14 protein-coding genes and 1 tRNA gene are annotated in these 15,638 nt (G+C 62.7%); 11 read left to right on the top strand and 4 right to left on the bottom strand.

Annotated elements, in window-relative coordinates; translation table 11 throughout:
- Nucleotides 1–100: 100 nt before the first annotated feature.
- On the bottom strand, nt 101–931 hold the full coding sequence (locus tag NCT03_RS05905; protein WP_250492217.1) for an alpha/beta fold hydrolase: 831 nt from the start codon (nt 929–931) through the stop codon (nt 101–103).
- Nucleotides 928–2,280 (bottom strand): O-acetylhomoserine aminocarboxypropyltransferase, encoded by a 1,353-nt coding sequence (locus NCT03_RS05910; RefSeq protein WP_250492218.1) that lies wholly within the window; start codon nt 2,278–2,280, stop codon nt 928–930. Before NCT03_RS05910 ends, NCT03_RS05905 begins: the two co-directional genes overlap by 4 nt.
- Nucleotides 2,281–2,519: 239 nt before the next feature.
- On the opposite strand from NCT03_RS05910, the gene NCT03_RS05915 reads away from it, so the two are divergent.
- From NCT03_RS05915 to aroC, 3 genes are all read left to right on the top strand, one after another.
- A complete protein-coding gene (locus NCT03_RS05915; RefSeq protein ID WP_244827687.1) occupies nt 2,520–2,972 on the top strand; it encodes a CBS domain-containing protein in 453 nt (150 codons plus the stop codon).
- Nucleotides 2,973–3,168: 196 nt separating this feature from the next.
- On the top strand, nt 3,169–5,112 hold the full coding sequence (locus tag NCT03_RS05920; RefSeq protein WP_250492219.1) for an MFS transporter: 1,944 nt from the start codon (nt 3,169–3,171) through the stop codon (nt 5,110–5,112).
- Between the two features lie 52 nt (nt 5,113–5,164).
- Complete coding sequence (gene aroC, locus NCT03_RS05925; protein WP_250464408.1) at nt 5,165–6,271, top strand: chorismate synthase; 1,107 nt, start codon at nt 5,165–5,167, stop codon at nt 6,269–6,271.
- 136 nt (nt 6,272–6,407) lie between these two features.
- On the opposite strand, the gene NCT03_RS05930 is transcribed toward aroC, so the two are convergent.
- Nucleotides 6,408–8,081 (bottom strand): electron transfer flavoprotein-ubiquinone oxidoreductase, encoded by a 1,674-nt coding sequence (locus tag NCT03_RS05930; RefSeq protein ID WP_250492220.1) that lies wholly within the window; start codon nt 8,079–8,081, stop codon nt 6,408–6,410.
- Between the two features lie 203 nt (nt 8,082–8,284).
- Here NCT03_RS05930 and NCT03_RS05935 point away from each other — a divergent pair, with 203 nt between their 5' ends.
- Together NCT03_RS05935 and NCT03_RS05940 are read left to right on the top strand one after the other, a co-directional pair.
- Nucleotides 8,285–9,058, top strand: a complete 774-nt coding sequence (locus NCT03_RS05935; protein ID WP_244827691.1) for an SDR family oxidoreductase — start codon at nt 8,285–8,287, stop codon at nt 9,056–9,058.
- 28 nt (nt 9,059–9,086) lie between these two features.
- Nucleotides 9,087–9,518: an acyl-CoA thioesterase gene (locus NCT03_RS05940; RefSeq protein ID WP_250464412.1), complete on the top strand. Its 432-nt coding sequence runs from the start codon at nt 9,087–9,089 to the stop codon at nt 9,516–9,518.
- A 10-nt stretch (nt 9,519–9,528) separates the two neighbouring features.
- Here NCT03_RS05940 and NCT03_RS05945 read toward each other — a convergent pair whose 3' ends face one another.
- Entirely contained in the window at nt 9,529–10,074 is a 546-nt protein-coding gene (locus tag NCT03_RS05945) for a LuxR C-terminal-related transcriptional regulator (protein ID WP_250464414.1), read from the bottom strand.
- A gap of 194 nt (nt 10,075–10,268) precedes the next feature.
- Here NCT03_RS05945 and NCT03_RS05950 point away from each other — a divergent pair, with 194 nt between their 5' ends.
- From NCT03_RS05950 to NCT03_RS05975, 6 genes are all read left to right on the top strand, one after another.
- On the top strand, nt 10,269–10,973 hold the full coding sequence (locus tag NCT03_RS05950) for a CoA transferase subunit A (RefSeq protein WP_250492221.1): 705 nt from the start codon (nt 10,269–10,271) through the stop codon (nt 10,971–10,973).
- Nucleotides 10,974–10,975: 2 nt separating this feature from the next.
- Nucleotides 10,976–11,617: a CoA transferase subunit B gene (locus NCT03_RS05955; protein WP_244827695.1), complete on the top strand. Its 642-nt coding sequence runs from the start codon at nt 10,976–10,978 to the stop codon at nt 11,615–11,617.
- A gap of 172 nt (nt 11,618–11,789) precedes the next feature.
- Nucleotides 11,790–12,710, top strand: coding sequence for an alpha/beta fold hydrolase (locus NCT03_RS05960; protein WP_250492222.1), 921 nt, complete (start codon nt 11,790–11,792; stop codon nt 12,708–12,710).
- Nucleotides 12,711–12,770: 60 nt separating this feature from the next.
- The gene (locus NCT03_RS05965; protein WP_244827697.1) at nt 12,771–13,121 is read left to right on the top strand and encodes a RidA family protein; all 351 of its coding nucleotides are present in this window, start codon (nt 12,771–12,773) and stop codon (nt 13,119–13,121) included.
- Between the two features lie 30 nt (nt 13,122–13,151).
- Entirely contained in the window at nt 13,152–15,374 is a 2,223-nt protein-coding gene (locus NCT03_RS05970) for a RelA/SpoT family protein (protein WP_250492223.1), read from the top strand.
- 124 nt (nt 15,375–15,498) lie between these two features.
- Nucleotides 15,499–15,575: transfer RNA gene (locus NCT03_RS05975), tRNA-Val, on the top strand.
- Nucleotides 15,576–15,638 lie beyond the last annotated feature (63 nt).

Here is a 15,638-nt window from a genome sequence, read left to right on the forward strand (position 1 = left end):
CTAAAGCGCTTACCGCTTCCCCACACATTTCGGCGCCGAGACGAACGACGCGTCCGGTTACTCGGCTATCAGCGCAGGATCATCCTCAATTCGGAAGCGCTTACCGTTCCCCCGCACACTTCAGCGCGAACGCAAACAACGTGTCCAGCACGGCATCCGGTTGCTCGGCCATCAGCGCATGACCGCCGTCCAGTTCGACCGCGCTCACCGTTGCGCCCGCACGCTTCATCGCGTCAACGAGCGGGCGGGAGGCGCGCGGCGGCGTCATTACATCGCGCTTGCCGCTCAGTATGAGTACCGGACACTGCACCGTTGCAGCGCGTTCGAGCGCATCCGCGTAACCGTTGCACGCGCTGAAATCGGTGTGAAAAAGCTGCGCCTCGCCTTGAGCGCTGATGCGTTCCATCAGGCGCTGGTTGACGCCTCGCAACCAGAATCCGGGCGCCGGCGCCGACGGTTTCGCGGCGATGGTCGAATGCGACCATTGGTTGACCATATTGATCGCTTCCGGCTCGTGTTCGCGCGCGGCATCGAGAAGCATGTCGGAGACGGCCATCGGTGCGGCCGTGCTGACGAGCGCCAGTCCATGCGCGCGGGCCGGATGGCGCGCGGCGGCATCGAGCGCGACTAGCGAACCCATGCTGTGCCCGACGAAAATGGCCTTTTCCGTATGGGCTGCATCGAGAAGGCGAATCGTCCAGTCGGCGAGCGCGGCGATGGTGCTCAACGCGGGCCCGGCGCTACGGCCATGCGCAGGCAGGTCGGGCGCGAGCACGCCGAAACCGTGATGCGCGAAGTAACGCGTCTGCAAGCCCCAAACGCTGTGATCGTGCTGCGCGCCGTGCAGGAAGACGATCGTTGGCCTGGCGGCATCGAACGGTTTGCCGCCGGTGTAGGCATAGGCCGGGCGCCCGGCGATATCGAACATCATGCGCGGCTCCCAAGCGGCGCGGCGCGTGGGCCTTCGCTGCTTTTGCCGCTCTCTGCGCTTTCGGCCGCCTTTTGCGCTGCCTTGAGCCCGCGCTTGAGATCGTCGATGAGATCGTCCGCATCTTCCAGTCCGATAGACAAACGAATACGTCCCGGACCGATACCCGCCGCGGCGAGCGCCGCCGCGTCCATGCGAAAGTGCGTGGTCGAGGCGGGATGGATGACGAGCGAGCGCGCATCGCCGACATTGGCGAGATGCGAAAACAGCGTCAGCGACTCGATGAACTTGCGCGCCGCCGGCACGCCGCCGCGCAGATCGAAGCTGAACACCGCGCCCGCGCCGCGCGGCAGAAGCCTCTTGGCGAGCGCATGGTCGCGATGCGTCGGCAGTTCGGGATAAGCCACGCCTTCGACTGCCGGTGAACTCAGCAGGAATTCGATCACCTTGCGCGTATTCGCAACGTGCCTATCCATGCGTAACGGCAAGGTTTCGATGCCTTGAAGCAACTGCCACGCAGCCTGCGGATGCAGACACGCGCCGAAGTCGCGCAGCCCTTCGCGCCGCGCGCGCAACAGGAACGGCGCAACCGTGCTTTCCTCGGCGAAGACCATGCCGTGAAAGCCGTCGTAAGGCTCGGTGAATTCGGGGAAGCGTCCGCTTGCCGCGAAGTCGAACGTGCCGCCATCCACCAGCACGCCGCCGATGGTCGTGCCATGACCGCCCAGAAACTTGGTCGCGGAGTGGTAGACCAGGTCGGCGCCGTGTTCGAACGGTCGCAGCAAGTAAGGCGTGGTGAAGGTCGAATCCACGAGCAGCGGCGCGCCGTGCTCATGCGCGATCTCCGCGACGCCCGCGATATCGAGCACGTCGAGCCCCGGATTGCCAAGCGTTTCGCCGAAGAAGAGGCGCGTTTCCGGACGCGCCGCTCGACGCCACGCATCGAGATCGTGCGGCGCGACGAAGGTGGTCTCTATTCCGAAGCGCCGCAGCGTGTAGTGCAGCAGATTGTGCGAGCCGCCATAGAGCGCGCTCGATGCCACGACGTGCGAGCCCGCGCCCATCAGTGTGGCAATGGCCAGATGCAGCGCCGCCTGGCCGCTCGCCGTGCCGATTGCACCGGCGCCGCCTTCCAGAGCCGCCACGCGTTCCTCGAAAACCGCCACCGTCGGGTTCGAGATGCGCGAATAGACATGTCCCGAGCGCTCCATGTTGAAGAGCGCCGCGGCGTGATCGGTATCGCGGAAAGTGAACGACGTGGTCTGGTAGATCGGCGTGGCGCGCGCCCCGGTCACGGGGTCGGGCGCGGCGCCCGCGTGCAGCGCGAGCGTGTCGAAGCGGTTGGCGGGCATGGTTGGCGGCCTGTGTGGAGCAGGTCAGGAAAATAGCGGTCGATCATCGTAACATCCGCCTCGCGCGGGAAAACCTAGGGCGAACACGCGCGCATCGAATGGCGAATCGGCCCGCAAAGCCTTATCCGAATGGCCAGACAAGGCTGCTTTGCTTTCTTTTTGCGGGCCTTTCCGATAGCATCGAAACATGGTTTCAAGAACGTTCGGCAATTGAACAGGCATTTCGCGAGGAGACAGTCATGCGAGTCAGCGACATTCTGAAAGTAAAGGGCAACGCGCTATTCACGGTCACGCCCGACACGCCGCTCGCCGAAGCAATCGACGCCATGGCGGCGCATGACATCGGCTCGCTCGTCGTCATGGAATATGGCGATCTGGCCGGCATGCTTACCTTCCGCGAAATCATCGTCACCTTGCGCGACAACGGCGGCAGCGTCGGCACAACGAGCATCCGCAAGATCATGGACGACCATCCGCTCACCTGCACGCCGGAAACGGACGTCAACGAAGTGCGGCGCATGATGCTCGAGCATCACGTGCGTTACTTGCCGGTCATGGAGAATCGCGCGCTGATGGGCGTGATCTCGTTTTATGATGTCGCGCGCGCGGTCGTCGAGGAACAAGGCTTCGAGAATCGCATGCTGAAAGCGTATATACGCGACTGGCCTGAGCAACAGGAAGAAGCGCGCTGAGCACCTGCCCGATCCAACGTTTCGACGCTTCGCGTGACACCCCATGGAAGCGCGCCCCGGTGGCGCGCTTTTTTTCGTCCGGCTCGAACGCCTTTGCAGGCTTCGAGCTTCTTTTCCCGTGACATCCGCATTCGATCGCGCGGCGCCATCCAAGCCCGGTTCGCGATCAACTCCGGATCAATTTTTGTAGATAGCCATGAGTAGTGAAAATCCGTTGCGTGCCTCGTCGCGCGCATCCCGCGCCGCACGCCACGAAGAGAAAGGCCAGTTCGGTCTTTTGCGCGAACGCCGTTTCGCGCCGTTCTTCTGGACGCAATTTCTAGGCGCGATGAACGACAACGTCTTCAAGGTCGGCTTCACGTCGCTCGTCACGTTTCAGGCGGCGCGATTTTCCGGCGTCGATCCGGGCACGGCCGCGTTCCTCATTTCGGCCATCTTCATCGTGCCGTTCGTGCTGTTCTCCGCGACGTCCGGCCAGATCGCCGACAAATACGACAAGGCCACGCTCGCGCGCCTGGTCAAGAGCTTCGAGATTCTCGTCATGTTGATTGGCGGCGCCGGCTTCGTGCTGCACAGCGCGCCGCTTTTATACGTCTGCACATTTCTGATGGGCGTGCACTCCACGGTGTTCGGGCCGGTGAAGTATGCGTATCTGCCGCAGCATCTGGAGGCTTCCGAACTCGTCGGCGGCAACGGGCTCGTGGAAATGGGCACATTCGTCGCGATTCTCATCGGCACGATCGTCGGCGGGGCGGCGGCGGGTGCGGTCGAACACGGGGCGATGGTGCTCGCGGCGGCGTGTCTCGCGTTCGCGATCATCGGGCGCGTCGTATCGAGCTTCATTCCGAAGTCCAAGGCGTCGCAGCCGGATTTGCGCATCAACTGGAATCCGGTCTCGGAGACGTGGCGCAATCTCAAGCTCGCGAAAGCCGACCGTACCGTGTTCTTGAGCCTGCTCGGCATTTCATGGCTGTGGTTCGTCGGCGCGACTTTTCTCACGTCGTTCTTCAACTTCGCGAAGGACGTGCTCTCCGCGAACCCCGATGTCGTCACCATTCTCCTCGCGACGTTTTCGCTCGGCATCGGCACGGGTTCGCTTTTGTGCGAGAAGCTGTCGAAGCGGCGCGTCGAGATCGGACTGGTGCCGCTCGGGTCCATCGGCATCAGCGTGTTCGCCATCGATCTGTTCTTCGCCAGTCATCGGATTGCGCCAGCGGGGCATCTGCTCGGCGTTGCGGAGTTTCTGCTCGCGTTGCCGCACTGGCGCATTCTCGCGGACCTCTTTCTCCTTGCCATGTTCGGCGGCTTCTACAGCGTGCCGCTCTACGCGCTGATCCAGGCGCGCAGCCAGCCGACGCATCGGGCGCGCATCATTGCCGCGAACAATATCCTGAACTCGTTTTTCATGATCGTCTCGGCGTTGATGGCGCTCGGGCTCACGGCGCTCGGCGTCGGCATTCCCGGGCTCTTTCTCGCGACCGCGCTGCTCAACGTGGTTGTCGCCGCGTACATTTATTCGCTCGTGCCGGAGTTTTTACTGCGCTTCATGGCCTGGGTGCTGGTGCATACGTTCTACCGCATTCGTCTCGTGGATGCCGAGCGCATTCCATCGCGCGGCGCGGCGGTGCTGGTGTGCAATCACGTCAGTTTCGTCGATGCCATCGTCATCATGGCCGAAAGTCCGCGCCCGATCCGCTTCGTGATGGATCACCGCATCTTTCGCTCGCCGGTGATCGGCTGGCTGTTCCGCCATGTGAAGGCGATTCCGATCGCGCCCGCGCACGAAGACGCGGAATTGCTCGAACGCGCGTACCAGAAATGCGCCGAAGCGCTCGAAGAGGGCGAGCTCGTGTGCATCTTTCCCGAAGGCAAACTCACGCGTACGGGCGAGATCAATCCGTTCAGGCACGGCATTTCGCAGATCCTGCGGCGGCATCCGGCGCCGGTCGTGCCGGTCGCGCTGCGAGGCTTGTGGGGCAGCGTCTTTTCGCGTCATGAAGATGCGCGCTGGCCGCGGCCTATCCAACGCGGCGTCATGACCCGCCTGACGCTGGCGGTAGGCGAACCGATCGCGCCGGACGAGGCGACGCCGGAACGTTTGCAGCAGATCGTGACGGCGTTGCGCGGGGCGCGGCGCTAGATGCCACTGGCATAATGTCGGTTTCCCCGGCACTTTTCTAAGGTCGACGCTCATGTCCGGCAATACCCTTGGCACGCTTTTCACCGTCACCAACTTCGGCGAGTCGCACGGACCGGCGATCGGCTGCGTGATCGACGGCTGCCCGCCCGGCATGGCCTTGACCGAGGCCGATATCCAGGTCGAACTGGACCGCCGCCGTCCCGGCACGTCGCGCCACGTGACGCAGCGCCAGGAAGCGGATCAGGTCGAGATTCTCTCGGGCGTGTTCGAAGGCGTGACCACCGGCACGCCCATCGCGCTGCTCATCCGCAATACGGATCAGCGCAGCAAGGACTACGGCAATATCGTCGAAACCTTCCGCCCCGGTCACGCCGATTACACCTACTGGCAGAAATACGGCGTGCGCGACTATCGCGGCGGTGGCCGTTCGTCGGCGCGTCTGACGGCGCCGACAGTCGCGGCAGGCGCGGTCGCGAAGAAATGGTTGCGCGAAAAGTTCGGCGTGGAAACGCGCGGCTACATGAGCGCGCTCGGCGAGATTCCCATTCCGTTCGTCGGCTGGGAACATGTGCGCGAGAACCCGTTCTTCGCGCCGAATGCCGACGTGGTGCCGCAACTCGAGGCGTACATGGACAACTTGCGGCGCGACGGCGACTCGGTCGGCGCGCGCATCGAAGTGGTCGCGAGCGGCGTGCCGGTCGGCTTGGGCGAGCCGCTTTACGATCGACTCGATGCGGACATCGCCAAGGCGATGATGGGCCTGAATGCAGCGAAGGGCGTCGAGATCGGCGCGGGCTTCGCGAGCGTGGCGCAACGCGGTTCGCAGCATGGCGACGAAATGACGCCCGAAGGTTTCGCGACCAACAATGCGGGCGGCATCCTCGGCGGCATTTCGAGCGGGCAGGACATCACCGTGTCGATTGCGATCAAGCCGACATCGAGCATTCGCACGGCGCGTCAGTCGATCGACAAATCGGGCGCGCCCGCGACTGTCGAGACCTTCGGCCGTCACGATCCGTGCGTGGGGATCCGCGCGACGCCTATCGCCGAGGCGCTGCTTGCGCTCGTGCTAATGGACCACGCGCTGAGGCATCGTGCGCAGAACGGCGATGTCGTCGTCGGCACACCGAAGATTGCGGCGCATACGCCGGCTAGTTGATCGCGCTTTGATTGCGCTTTTCTGAACGGCAGGCTTGACCGCGCCGGCGTTATCCTCGCCGATAAAAGCACGGCGCCGGTTCAAGACCGGCGCCGTACGACAGCCGCGCCCACGCGCGGCCCACCATCTCACCCGATTACATATTCGGGTAATTCGGCCCGCCGCCGCCTTCAGGCGTCACCCACACGATATTCTGCGTTGGGTCCTTGATATCGCATGTCTTGCAATGCACGCAGTTTTGCGCGTTGATCTGCAGACGTTCGCCGCCATCGTCCGTCTTCACGAACTCGTACACCGCTGCCGGGCAATAACGTCCTTCCGGACCTGCATAGGTCCGCAAATTCACGTTCACCGGCACGCTCGGGTCTTTCAGCGTCAGATGCGCCGGCTGATTCTCTTCGTGATTCGTGTTCGAAATGAACACCGACGAAAGCCTGTCGAACGTCAGCTTGCCATCCGGCTTCGGATAAACGATCGGCTTGCTCTGCGACGCGGGCTTCAGCATCTCGTGATCCCAATGCTGATGATGCAGCGTCCACGGCACGTTGCCGCCCATGACCTTCTGTTCCAGCCCGACCATGAACGTGCCGAGGTACAGGCCCTTGCTCATCCACTGCTTGAAATTGCGCGCGCGATGCAGTTCGGTCTTGAGCCAGGAAGTATCGAAGGCTTCTGGATAGGCGCTCAACTCGTCGCTCTGACGGCCTGCCTGCACCGCGTCGAAGGCGGCTTCGGCGGCCATCTTGCCGGACTTGATCGCCGCGTGGCTGCCCTTGATGCGCGATGCGTTCAAAAAGCCCGCGTCGTCGCCGGCCAGCGCGCCGCCCGGAAACACGAGCTTTGGCAAAGACATCAGGCCGCCCGCGGTAATGGCGCGCGCGCCGTAGGAAATGCGCTTGCCGCCTTCGAGGAACGGGCGAATGGCCGGATGCGTCTTGTAGCGCTGAAACTCTTCGAACGGCGAAAGATACGGGTTTGAATAGCCGAGCCCGACCACGAAGCCCACCATCACCTGATTGTTGTCCATGTGATAAAGGAACGAGCCGCCGTACGTGTCGGGATCGAGCGGCCAGCCCGCCGTGTGGATAACGAGCCCCGGCTTGTGCTTGACGGGATCGATCTCCCACAATTCCTTGATGCCGATGCCATATACCTGCGGATCGGCATTCTGATTGAGCTTGAACTTGTCCATCAACTGACGGCCGAGATGCCCGCGCGCGCCTTCGCAGAAGAGCGTGTACTTCGCGTGCAATTCCATGCCGAGCTGGAAGTTCTCGGTCGGCTCGCCATCCTTGCCGATGCCCAGATTGCCGGTGACGACGCCTTTCACCGCGCCACTGTCGCTGTACAGCACTTCGGCGGCCGGAAAGCCCGGGAAGATCTCGACACCCAGTTCCTCCGCCTGCGCGCCCAGCCAGCGCGTGACGTTGGCGAGACTCACGACGTAGTTGCCGTGATTCTTGAAGTTGTCGGGAAGCAGCCAGTTCGGCACCTGCTTCGCGCTGTCCTGCGTGAGAAAGAGGAAGCGGTCTTCGGTCACTTCGACGTCAAGCGGTGCGTTTCTTTCCTTCCAGTCGGGGATGAGTTCGGACAGACCGCGCGGGTCCATGACCGCGCCCGACAAAATGTGCGCGCCGATCTCCGAGCCTTTTTCCAGCACGCACACGCCGATTTCGACGCCTTTTTCCTGCGCAAGCTGTTTTAACCGGATAGCCGCCGACAAACCGGCTGGCCCGCCGCCGACGATTACGACGTCGTATTCCATCGATTCGCGGGGACCGTACTGCTCGATAAGGCTCGCCGGGGTCATCAATGCTCCTCTGTACCGTTAGAATGGCCTTTTAAGATCGCGTATTGTCAGCGAACGTCAGGCAGGCTGCAACCGACCTTGTCTGATCGAGTACGATCGTACTATTCTAGACGGCGCCGCGAAATCGGTGTCGATGCCACTAGCGGACTGGCGCATGCCGCGTGCCGCGTAAGGCCGAATCAACCGTAAAAGAAGGAAGCACAATGGGCCGTTCGATCAATCTGGAAGGCAAGGTCGCGCTGATTACCGGCGCGTCCAGTGGACTTGGAAAGCGTTTTGCGCAAGTACTGTCGCAAGCCGGCGCGAAAGTGGTGCTCGCGAGCCGCCGCACCGAGCGTCTCAAGGAATTGCGCGCGGAAATCGAGGCATCGGGCGGCGCGGCGCATGTCGTGTCGCTGGACGTGACCGACTATCAGAGCATCAAGTCTGCGGTCGCGCATGCGGAGACGGAAGCCGGTACCATCGACATCCTCGTGAATAATTCGGGTGTGTCGACCACGCAGAAGCTGACCGACGTCACGCCCTCCGACTACGAATACGTCTTCGGCACCAATGTGCGCGGCGCGTTCTTCGTGGCGCAAGAAGTGGCCAAACGCATGATCATGCGCGGCAGCGGCGCGGCCAAGCCGGCGTATCGCATCATCAACGTGGCTTCGGTGGCGGGACTGCGCGTGTTTCCGCAGATCGGCCTCTACGCCATGAGCAAGGCGTCGGTCGTGCAGATGACCAAGGCCATGGCGCTCGAATGGGGCCGCCACGGCATCAATGTGAACGCCATCTGCCCGGGTTATATCGACACCGAAATCAATCACCATCACTGGAAAACCGAGCAAGGCCAGAAGCTCGTGTCGATGCTGCCGCGCCGCCGCGTGGGTTCGCCCGGCGACCTCGACGGCCTTCTGCTCTTGCTCGCCGCCGACGAATCGCAGTTCATGAACGGCGCGGTCATCTCGGCGGACGACGGTTTTTCGCTCTGAGCGCGCGCGCTTTCTCGAACAGGCAAACATGAGCAACAACCCTTTTCACACCGTCTTCGAACTTTCCATGCCTATCCGTTGGGGTGACATGGACGCCTTCGGGCACGTCAACAACACCGTCTACTTCCGCTACATGGAGCAGGTGCGAATTTCGTGGTTCGAAGAGCTCGGCATCGTCGGATCGAACGCCGAGGGACAAGGGCCGGTGATCGTCAATGCGTCGATGGAATTCCTGCAGCAACTGCATTATCCGGGCAACGTGATCGGCCGCATGTCGGTCGGCAAGCCCGGACGCAGCAGCCTGGAAACGCACTTCGAGCTGTATCGCGACGACGCGCCCGGTGAGCTCTTTGCAAAGGGCGCGGCCAAGATCGTGTGGGTGGATTACAAGGCGGGCAAGTCCGTGCCGCTGCCGGACTTGCTTCGTCAGATCATCGAGACGGCTGCGCCCGCACTATGAGCGTGCGCGCTCAGTTGCCGAGCAGGCGCTGCAGCAACTCCGTCGCGTTGCCCGTATCGTATTTGCGCATGAGCCGCGCGCGGTAGATATCGACCGTGCGCGGGCTGATGTCGAGCACGCGGCCAATTTGTTTGCTCGTCTTGCCGGTCACGAGTTGCGCGGCGATCTCCCTTTCGCGCGGCGTCAGTTCTATGGCCACACGCCGCGTCGCGCTCAAATCCTCGAAAGTCCAGACGCCCGCCGCATGCGGTGCGTCGCGCTCCAGCGCGCGGCCGGTGACGTGGCACCAGAACATTTCCCCATCCGAGCGCTTCATGATGCGATCGTCGCTGTAGGTGCCTTGCGTGCTGATATGCGCGGCAATACGCTCGCCGATGCGCGCAAACTCGTCCGGACTCGGATAAAGCACCTGAAACGACTCGCCGATGAGCGCCGCGCGCTCGAAGCCGAACATGGCGCAGACCTGCTCGTTGCAGTCCTCGATGATGCGCTCGCGCGAAAGCACGAGGCCAACGGGCGCGAGATGAAACGCGGTTTGGTAGTCCAGTTCAGGCATGAGGAAAAGGTGCGCCCGTGCTTCGCTCCCGGACGGAACCAAAGGGCGCGGGCAAAGACTTATGTATTTTTGCGTATTGTGCCGGATGGATCGCTAAGCGTAATCTTTGCCCAAGTCTAAACGCCGCCTTGCATGCCACGGCGGCCAAGAAAAGCCGGTTTTCAGTCGGGTTCACAAATGGAAGGGACAATCAGATGAACAAGGTCTATCCCAGCGCGAAGGCGGCGCTCGATGGCATCGTCAAGGACGGGCAGACATTCGCCGTCGGCGGTTTCGGGCTGTGCGGCATTCCCGAAGCGCTGATCGCGGCGTTGCGCGACTCGGGCGTGAAGGACATCACCTGCATCAGCAACAACGCGGGTGTCGACGGCTTCGGGCTCGGCCTCCTGCTCGAAACACGTCAGGTCAAGAAAATGATTTCGTCTTACGTGGGCGAAAACAAGGAATTCGAGCGGCAATATTTGGCCGGCGAACTCGAACTCGAATTCACGCCGCAAGGCACGCTCGCCGAAAAACTGCGCGCGGGCGGCGCGGGCATCCCGGCGTTCTTCACGAACACGGGCTACGGCACCGTGATCGCGGACGGCAAGGAAACGCGTCAGTTCGGCGAAAACCATTACGTGCTCGAACATTCGCTGACAGCGGACGTCGGTATCGTGAAGGCATGGAAAGCCGACAAATCGGGCAATCTCATCTATCGCCGCACGGCGCGCAACTTCAATCCGATGTGCGCCATGGCCGGCAAGATCACCGTGGCCGAAGTGGAAGAGATCGTCGAAGTAGGCGAGCTCGATCCCGATCACATCCATACGCCGGGCATCTTCGTGCAGCGGCTCGTCCTGAATGCGCACCCTGAAAAGCGCATTGAGCAACGTATCGTCCGCGCGAAAGGAGAATGACCATGGCTTGGACTCGTGATCAGATGGCCGCGCGCGCGGCGAAGGAATTGCAGGACGGCTTCTATGTGAACCTCGGCATCGGCTTGCCGACGCTCGTTGCCAACCATGTGCCGGATGGCATGGAAGTATGGCTGCAATCGGAGAACGGCCTGCTCGGCATCGGCCCGTCGCCGACCGAAGAAGAAGTGGACGCCGATCTCATCAACGCCGGCAAGCAGACGGTGACCACGCTGCCGGGCTCGTCGATCTTTTCGTCGGCGGATTCATTCGCGATGATCCGCGGCGGCCACATCAACCTGGCGATTCTCGGCGCCATGCAGATCAGCAAGACGGGCGACCTCGCCAACTGGATGATTCCCGGCAAGATGATCAAGGGCATGGGCGGCGCGATGGACCTCGTAGCGGGCGTGAAGAAAGTCGTCGTGCTGATGGAACACGTCGCGAAGGGCGACCAGCACAAGATTCTCGAAGAATGCTCGCTGCCGCTGACGGGCGTGGGCGTGGTGGATCGCATCATCACGGACCTCGGCGTGATCGACGTGACCGAGAATGGTCTCAAGCTCGTCGAACTGGCCGATGGCGTCAGTGCCGAGGAGATTCAGCAAAAGACCGGCGCGCCGTTGGATGTCAGCGGCGTGAAGTAATCGGCTTGAAGTAATGCGACGTCTTTCGACGTGGAAAGGCGGGCGGGGCTGCGAGGCTTCGCCCGCTTTGTTTTTGATCACCGTGTCAAGGGGTCGTCCGTTCGGCCGATGTTCAGTCGGTTTCGCGCGCGGCGCTTACAATCGATTCGACATCTTCCTGCGAGGAATACCCATGAGCACATCCATCGTCGTCGAAGCGCCGCATCCGGCGGCCGCCGTGCCGCGCCAGCGTTTCGTGCAGTGTGCGAGCCCGGCCGGTCTGCATCGCATGGCCTACACCGAATGGGGCGATCCCGCCAATCCGCGCGTGCTGATGTGCGTGCATGGCCTGACGCGCTCGGGCCGCGACTTCGACAAGGTGGCGCAGGCGCTCGCAAACGAGTATCGCGTGGTGTGTCCGGATGTCGTAGGGCGCGGTCTGTCCGACTGGCTCGCCGACCCGCGCCATTACGGCGTGCCGCAGTACGTCGCGGACATGGTGACGCTCATCGCGCGTCTGAACGTGGAAACGGTGGACTGGTTCGGCACCTCGATGGGCGGACTCATCGGCATGGCGCTCGGCGGCTTGCCGAATACGCCGATCCGCAAGATGCTCATCAACGACGTGGGACCGCATATCGAGCCCATCGCGCTCACGCGTATCGGGGAATATCTCGGCAAGCCCACGCGCTTCGCCTCGCTCGATGAAGGCGTGCGGCACGCCGCCGCGCTTGCGGCTTCGTTCGGCAATCTCACGGACGAGGAGTGGGCAAGCATCAATACGCCGCTTCTGCACGAGAAGGACGGCGCGTGGCGCTTTCGCTACGACCCGGACATCGCGAAGCCGTTCAAGGCGTCGACGCCCGAACAGAACGCGGCGGGTGAAGCGTACTTGTGGCATGCGCTGGCCTCGTTCAAGACGCCGGTGCTCGTCGTGAGAGGAGAGCATTCGGACTTGCTGTCGCGCGAGACGGTCAAGCGAATGGTGTCGAAAGGGCAGGCGGTCACGAGCGTCGAAGTGGCGGATACCGGACACGCGCCGGCCTTCCTCGCGGCGGACCAGATCGCCACCGCGCGCGCCTTCTTTCTCGGAAATGACGCGGGCGCGGCATAATATCGGGCTGAGCGCCTGGCGCTTTATCCCAATTTGCATCTTTATCGAACAGGAACGCATATGGCAGTTACTCGTCATCACGTCGGCGCACGGCTTTCGGAAATCGCCATCCACAACGGCACCGTGTATCTCGCGGGCCAGATCGCCGAGGACACCGACCAGGACATCACCGGCCAGACGCGCGAAGTGCTCGGCCATATCGACCGTTTGCTCGAAGAAGCGAACAGCGACAAGTCGCATCTGTTGTCGGTGCAAATCTACGTCTCCGACATGGTGCACTTCGCCGCGATGAACGCCGTGTGGGACTCGTGGGTCGCCGCGGGCAACACGCCGCCGCGCGCTACCGTCGAAGCGAAGCTCGCGAACCCCGCATGCCTGGTGGAAGTCGTCGTCGTGGCGGCGCAGCGCTAAGCAGGTTCGCCGAAGAGCAGTCATTCGCGCATGACCGAGTCCGCCGTTATCGCCGACACCTTGCCGGAGCCATCCATCGACGATGCGCTCGCGTTCATCCGCGAGCACGCGAAGGATGCGCGCGTCTCGACGGGCGAACTGCTCACCGAGCACGCGGAAGGCACGGCGCGCATCATGCAGACGCTCAACGTCGACGCTCACGCGATCGCCGCTGCGGCGCTCTTCGTGTTGACGCCGCATTTGGACGACCCGGAAAAGGTCATCGAGGAGCGCTTCGGCGCGGAAGTGCAGCGGCTCGTCGGCGATGTGCGCAAGCTCTTGCGTCTCGGCTCCGTCAGTTCGCGCGCCACGCTCGCGGACTTGCCCGAGAACACGCGCGACGCACAGGCCGCGCGGCGCGCGCAAGTCGAATCATTGCGCAAGATGTTGCTTGCTTTCGCGCAGGATATTCGCGTGGTGCTGATTCGCCTCGCCTCGCGCCTGCAAACCTTGCGCTATCACGCGGCCAACAAGATCGATCCCTCGCCCGATGTGCCGCGCGAGACCATGGAAATCTACGCGCCGCTCGCGAACCGTCTCGGCATCTGGCAACTCAAGTGGGAGCTCGAAGACCTGTCGTTCCGCTTCGAGGACCCGGTCACGTACAAGCGCATCGCGAAGTTGCTCGACGAGAAGCGCGTGGAGCGCCAGTCTTATGTCACGGACGCCATCGCGCGGCTGCAGACTGAACTCGATACCGCGCAGATCAAGGCCGAAGTCAGCGGCCGGCCAAAGCACATCTACAGCATCTGGAAGAAGATGCGCGGCAAGCATCTCGATTTCTCCGAACTGAACGATGTGCGCGCGTTTCGCGTGATCGTCGCGGACATCAAGGACTGCTATACCGTGCTCGGCATCGTGCACAACTTGTGGCAGCCGGTCCCGCGCGAGTTCGACGACTACATCTCGCGGCCCAAGCCGAATGGCTACAAGTCGCTGCATACGGTCGTGATCGGCGACGACGGGCGCGCGTTCGAAGTGCAGATCCGTACCTACGAGATGCATCAGTTCGCCGAGTATGGCGTGGCGGCGCACTGGCGCTACAAGGAAGCGGGCACGCGCGGCTACGCGGGCCAGGTCACGGCAAGCGAGAAGTACGACGAGAAAATCGCCTTTCTGCGCCAGTTGCTTGCCTGGAAGGACGATGTCGAAGGCGAGCAGCCCGGTTGGCAGCAGTTGCGCGACGCCACGCTCGACGACGACCACATCTATGTGCTGACGCCCCAGGCGCGCGTGATCGCGTTGCCGCACGGCGCGACAGCGGTCGACTTCGCGTATCACCTGCATAGCGAGCTTGGGCATCGCTGTCGCGGCGCACGTGTCGATGGCGTCATGGTGCCGCTCAACACGCCGCTGCAAAACGGGCAGACGGTCGAGATCGTCGCGGTGAAGGAGGGCGGCCCGTCGCGCGACTGGCTCAATCCGCAGCTCGGCTATCTGCACAGCCCGCGCGCGCGGCAGAAGGTGCGCGCGTGGTTCAACACGATCGATGCGGCGGAGAACATCGCGGAAGGTCGCGCGATCGTCGAAAAGACGCTGCAGCGCGAAGGGAAGACCTCGGTCAATCTCGATCAGCTCGCGAGCAAACTCGGCTTCAAGGCGCCCGAGGATCTTTACTCGGTCGTCGGCAAGGACGAATTCAGCCTGCGCAATATCGAACAGGCCTTGAGCGATACGCCGCCCCCCGAGCCCGAACTCGAGACGCCCGAGCAGTTCGAAAAGCGCAGCAGCGGACAGAGCGTGGCGCTCGGGGCGTCGACGGGCGTGCTGGTCGTCGGCGTCGATGCGTTGCTCACGCAGCTCGCGCGTTGCTGCCGCCCGGCGCCGCCGGACCCTATCGCGGGGTTCGTCACGCGCGGCAAGGGCATGTCCATTCATCGTTCCGATTGCGCGACGTTCCAGCGCATGGCGCAGCGTTCGCCCGAGCGCGTGCTGCATACGACGTGGTCGGCGCAGGTGATGAACGGGCGCGGGTCGTCGGTGTATCCGGTGGATTTGTCGGTCGAGTCGGCGGATCGGCAGGGGCTGTTGCGCGACATCACGGAAGTCTTCGCGCGCGAGAAAATCAACGTGATAGGCGTGAAGACGCAAAGTCGGCGCAACGTGGCCTACATGCAGTTCACCGTGGAAGTTTCCAACGCGATGCAGATTCAACGTGCGTGCACCTTGCTCGGGGAAGTCGTGGGCGTGATCCGCGCGGCGCGCCGAGCCTGAACGCAAGCTACGGCCGGGAGCGTCACTGCGCGAAAAGTTGAACGGATCGACGAATAATTTTTCGATTCATCGCACAGATGCACTTGCCAAAAATCGAAACGCTCCATATAATCTCACTTCTTTCAGGCTCGTAGCTCAGCTGGTTAGAGCACCACCTTGACATGGTGGGGGTCGTTGGTTCGAGTCCAATCGAGCCTACCAACGAAAACGAAGCCTCGGTCCGCCGAGTCTTCAATCCGCAAGAAGCGCATTGCGCACAAGGCG

This window comes from Caballeronia sp. GAWG1-1 (assembly GCF_023631465.1).
In the GTDB taxonomy this organism is placed as follows: Bacteria; Pseudomonadota; Gammaproteobacteria; order Burkholderiales; family Burkholderiaceae; genus Caballeronia.

What these genes read in the sequence shown, in the direction of transcription:
- NCT03_RS05905 (WP_250492217.1), bottom strand. Translation starts at nt 931, where the DNA reads ATGATGTTCGATATCGCCGGGCGCCCGGCCTATGCCTACACCGGCGGC.
- NCT03_RS05910 (WP_250492218.1), bottom strand. Translation starts at nt 2,280, where the DNA reads ATGCCCGCCAACCGCTTCGACACGCTCGCGCTGCACGCGGGCGCCGCG.
- NCT03_RS05915 (WP_244827687.1), top strand. Translation starts at nt 2,520, where the DNA reads ATGCGAGTCAGCGACATTCTGAAAGTAAAGGGCAACGCGCTATTCACG.
- NCT03_RS05920 (WP_250492219.1), top strand. Translation starts at nt 3,169, where the DNA reads ATGAGTAGTGAAAATCCGTTGCGTGCCTCGTCGCGCGCATCCCGCGCC.
- aroC (WP_250464408.1), top strand. Translation starts at nt 5,165, where the DNA reads ATGTCCGGCAATACCCTTGGCACGCTTTTCACCGTCACCAACTTCGGC.
- NCT03_RS05930 (WP_250492220.1), bottom strand. Translation starts at nt 8,081, where the DNA reads ATGACCCCGGCGAGCCTTATCGAGCAGTACGGTCCCCGCGAATCGATG.
- NCT03_RS05935 (WP_244827691.1), top strand. Translation starts at nt 8,285, where the DNA reads ATGGGCCGTTCGATCAATCTGGAAGGCAAGGTCGCGCTGATTACCGGC.
- NCT03_RS05940 (WP_250464412.1), top strand. Translation starts at nt 9,087, where the DNA reads ATGAGCAACAACCCTTTTCACACCGTCTTCGAACTTTCCATGCCTATC.
- NCT03_RS05945 (WP_250464414.1), bottom strand. Translation starts at nt 10,074, where the DNA reads ATGCCTGAACTGGACTACCAAACCGCGTTTCATCTCGCGCCCGTTGGC.
- NCT03_RS05950 (WP_250492221.1), top strand. Translation starts at nt 10,269, where the DNA reads ATGAACAAGGTCTATCCCAGCGCGAAGGCGGCGCTCGATGGCATCGTC.
- NCT03_RS05955 (WP_244827695.1), top strand. Translation starts at nt 10,976, where the DNA reads ATGGCTTGGACTCGTGATCAGATGGCCGCGCGCGCGGCGAAGGAATTG.
- NCT03_RS05960 (WP_250492222.1), top strand. Translation starts at nt 11,790, where the DNA reads ATGAGCACATCCATCGTCGTCGAAGCGCCGCATCCGGCGGCCGCCGTG.
- NCT03_RS05965 (WP_244827697.1), top strand. Translation starts at nt 12,771, where the DNA reads ATGGCAGTTACTCGTCATCACGTCGGCGCACGGCTTTCGGAAATCGCC.
- NCT03_RS05970 (WP_250492223.1), top strand. Translation starts at nt 13,152, where the DNA reads ATGACCGAGTCCGCCGTTATCGCCGACACCTTGCCGGAGCCATCCATC.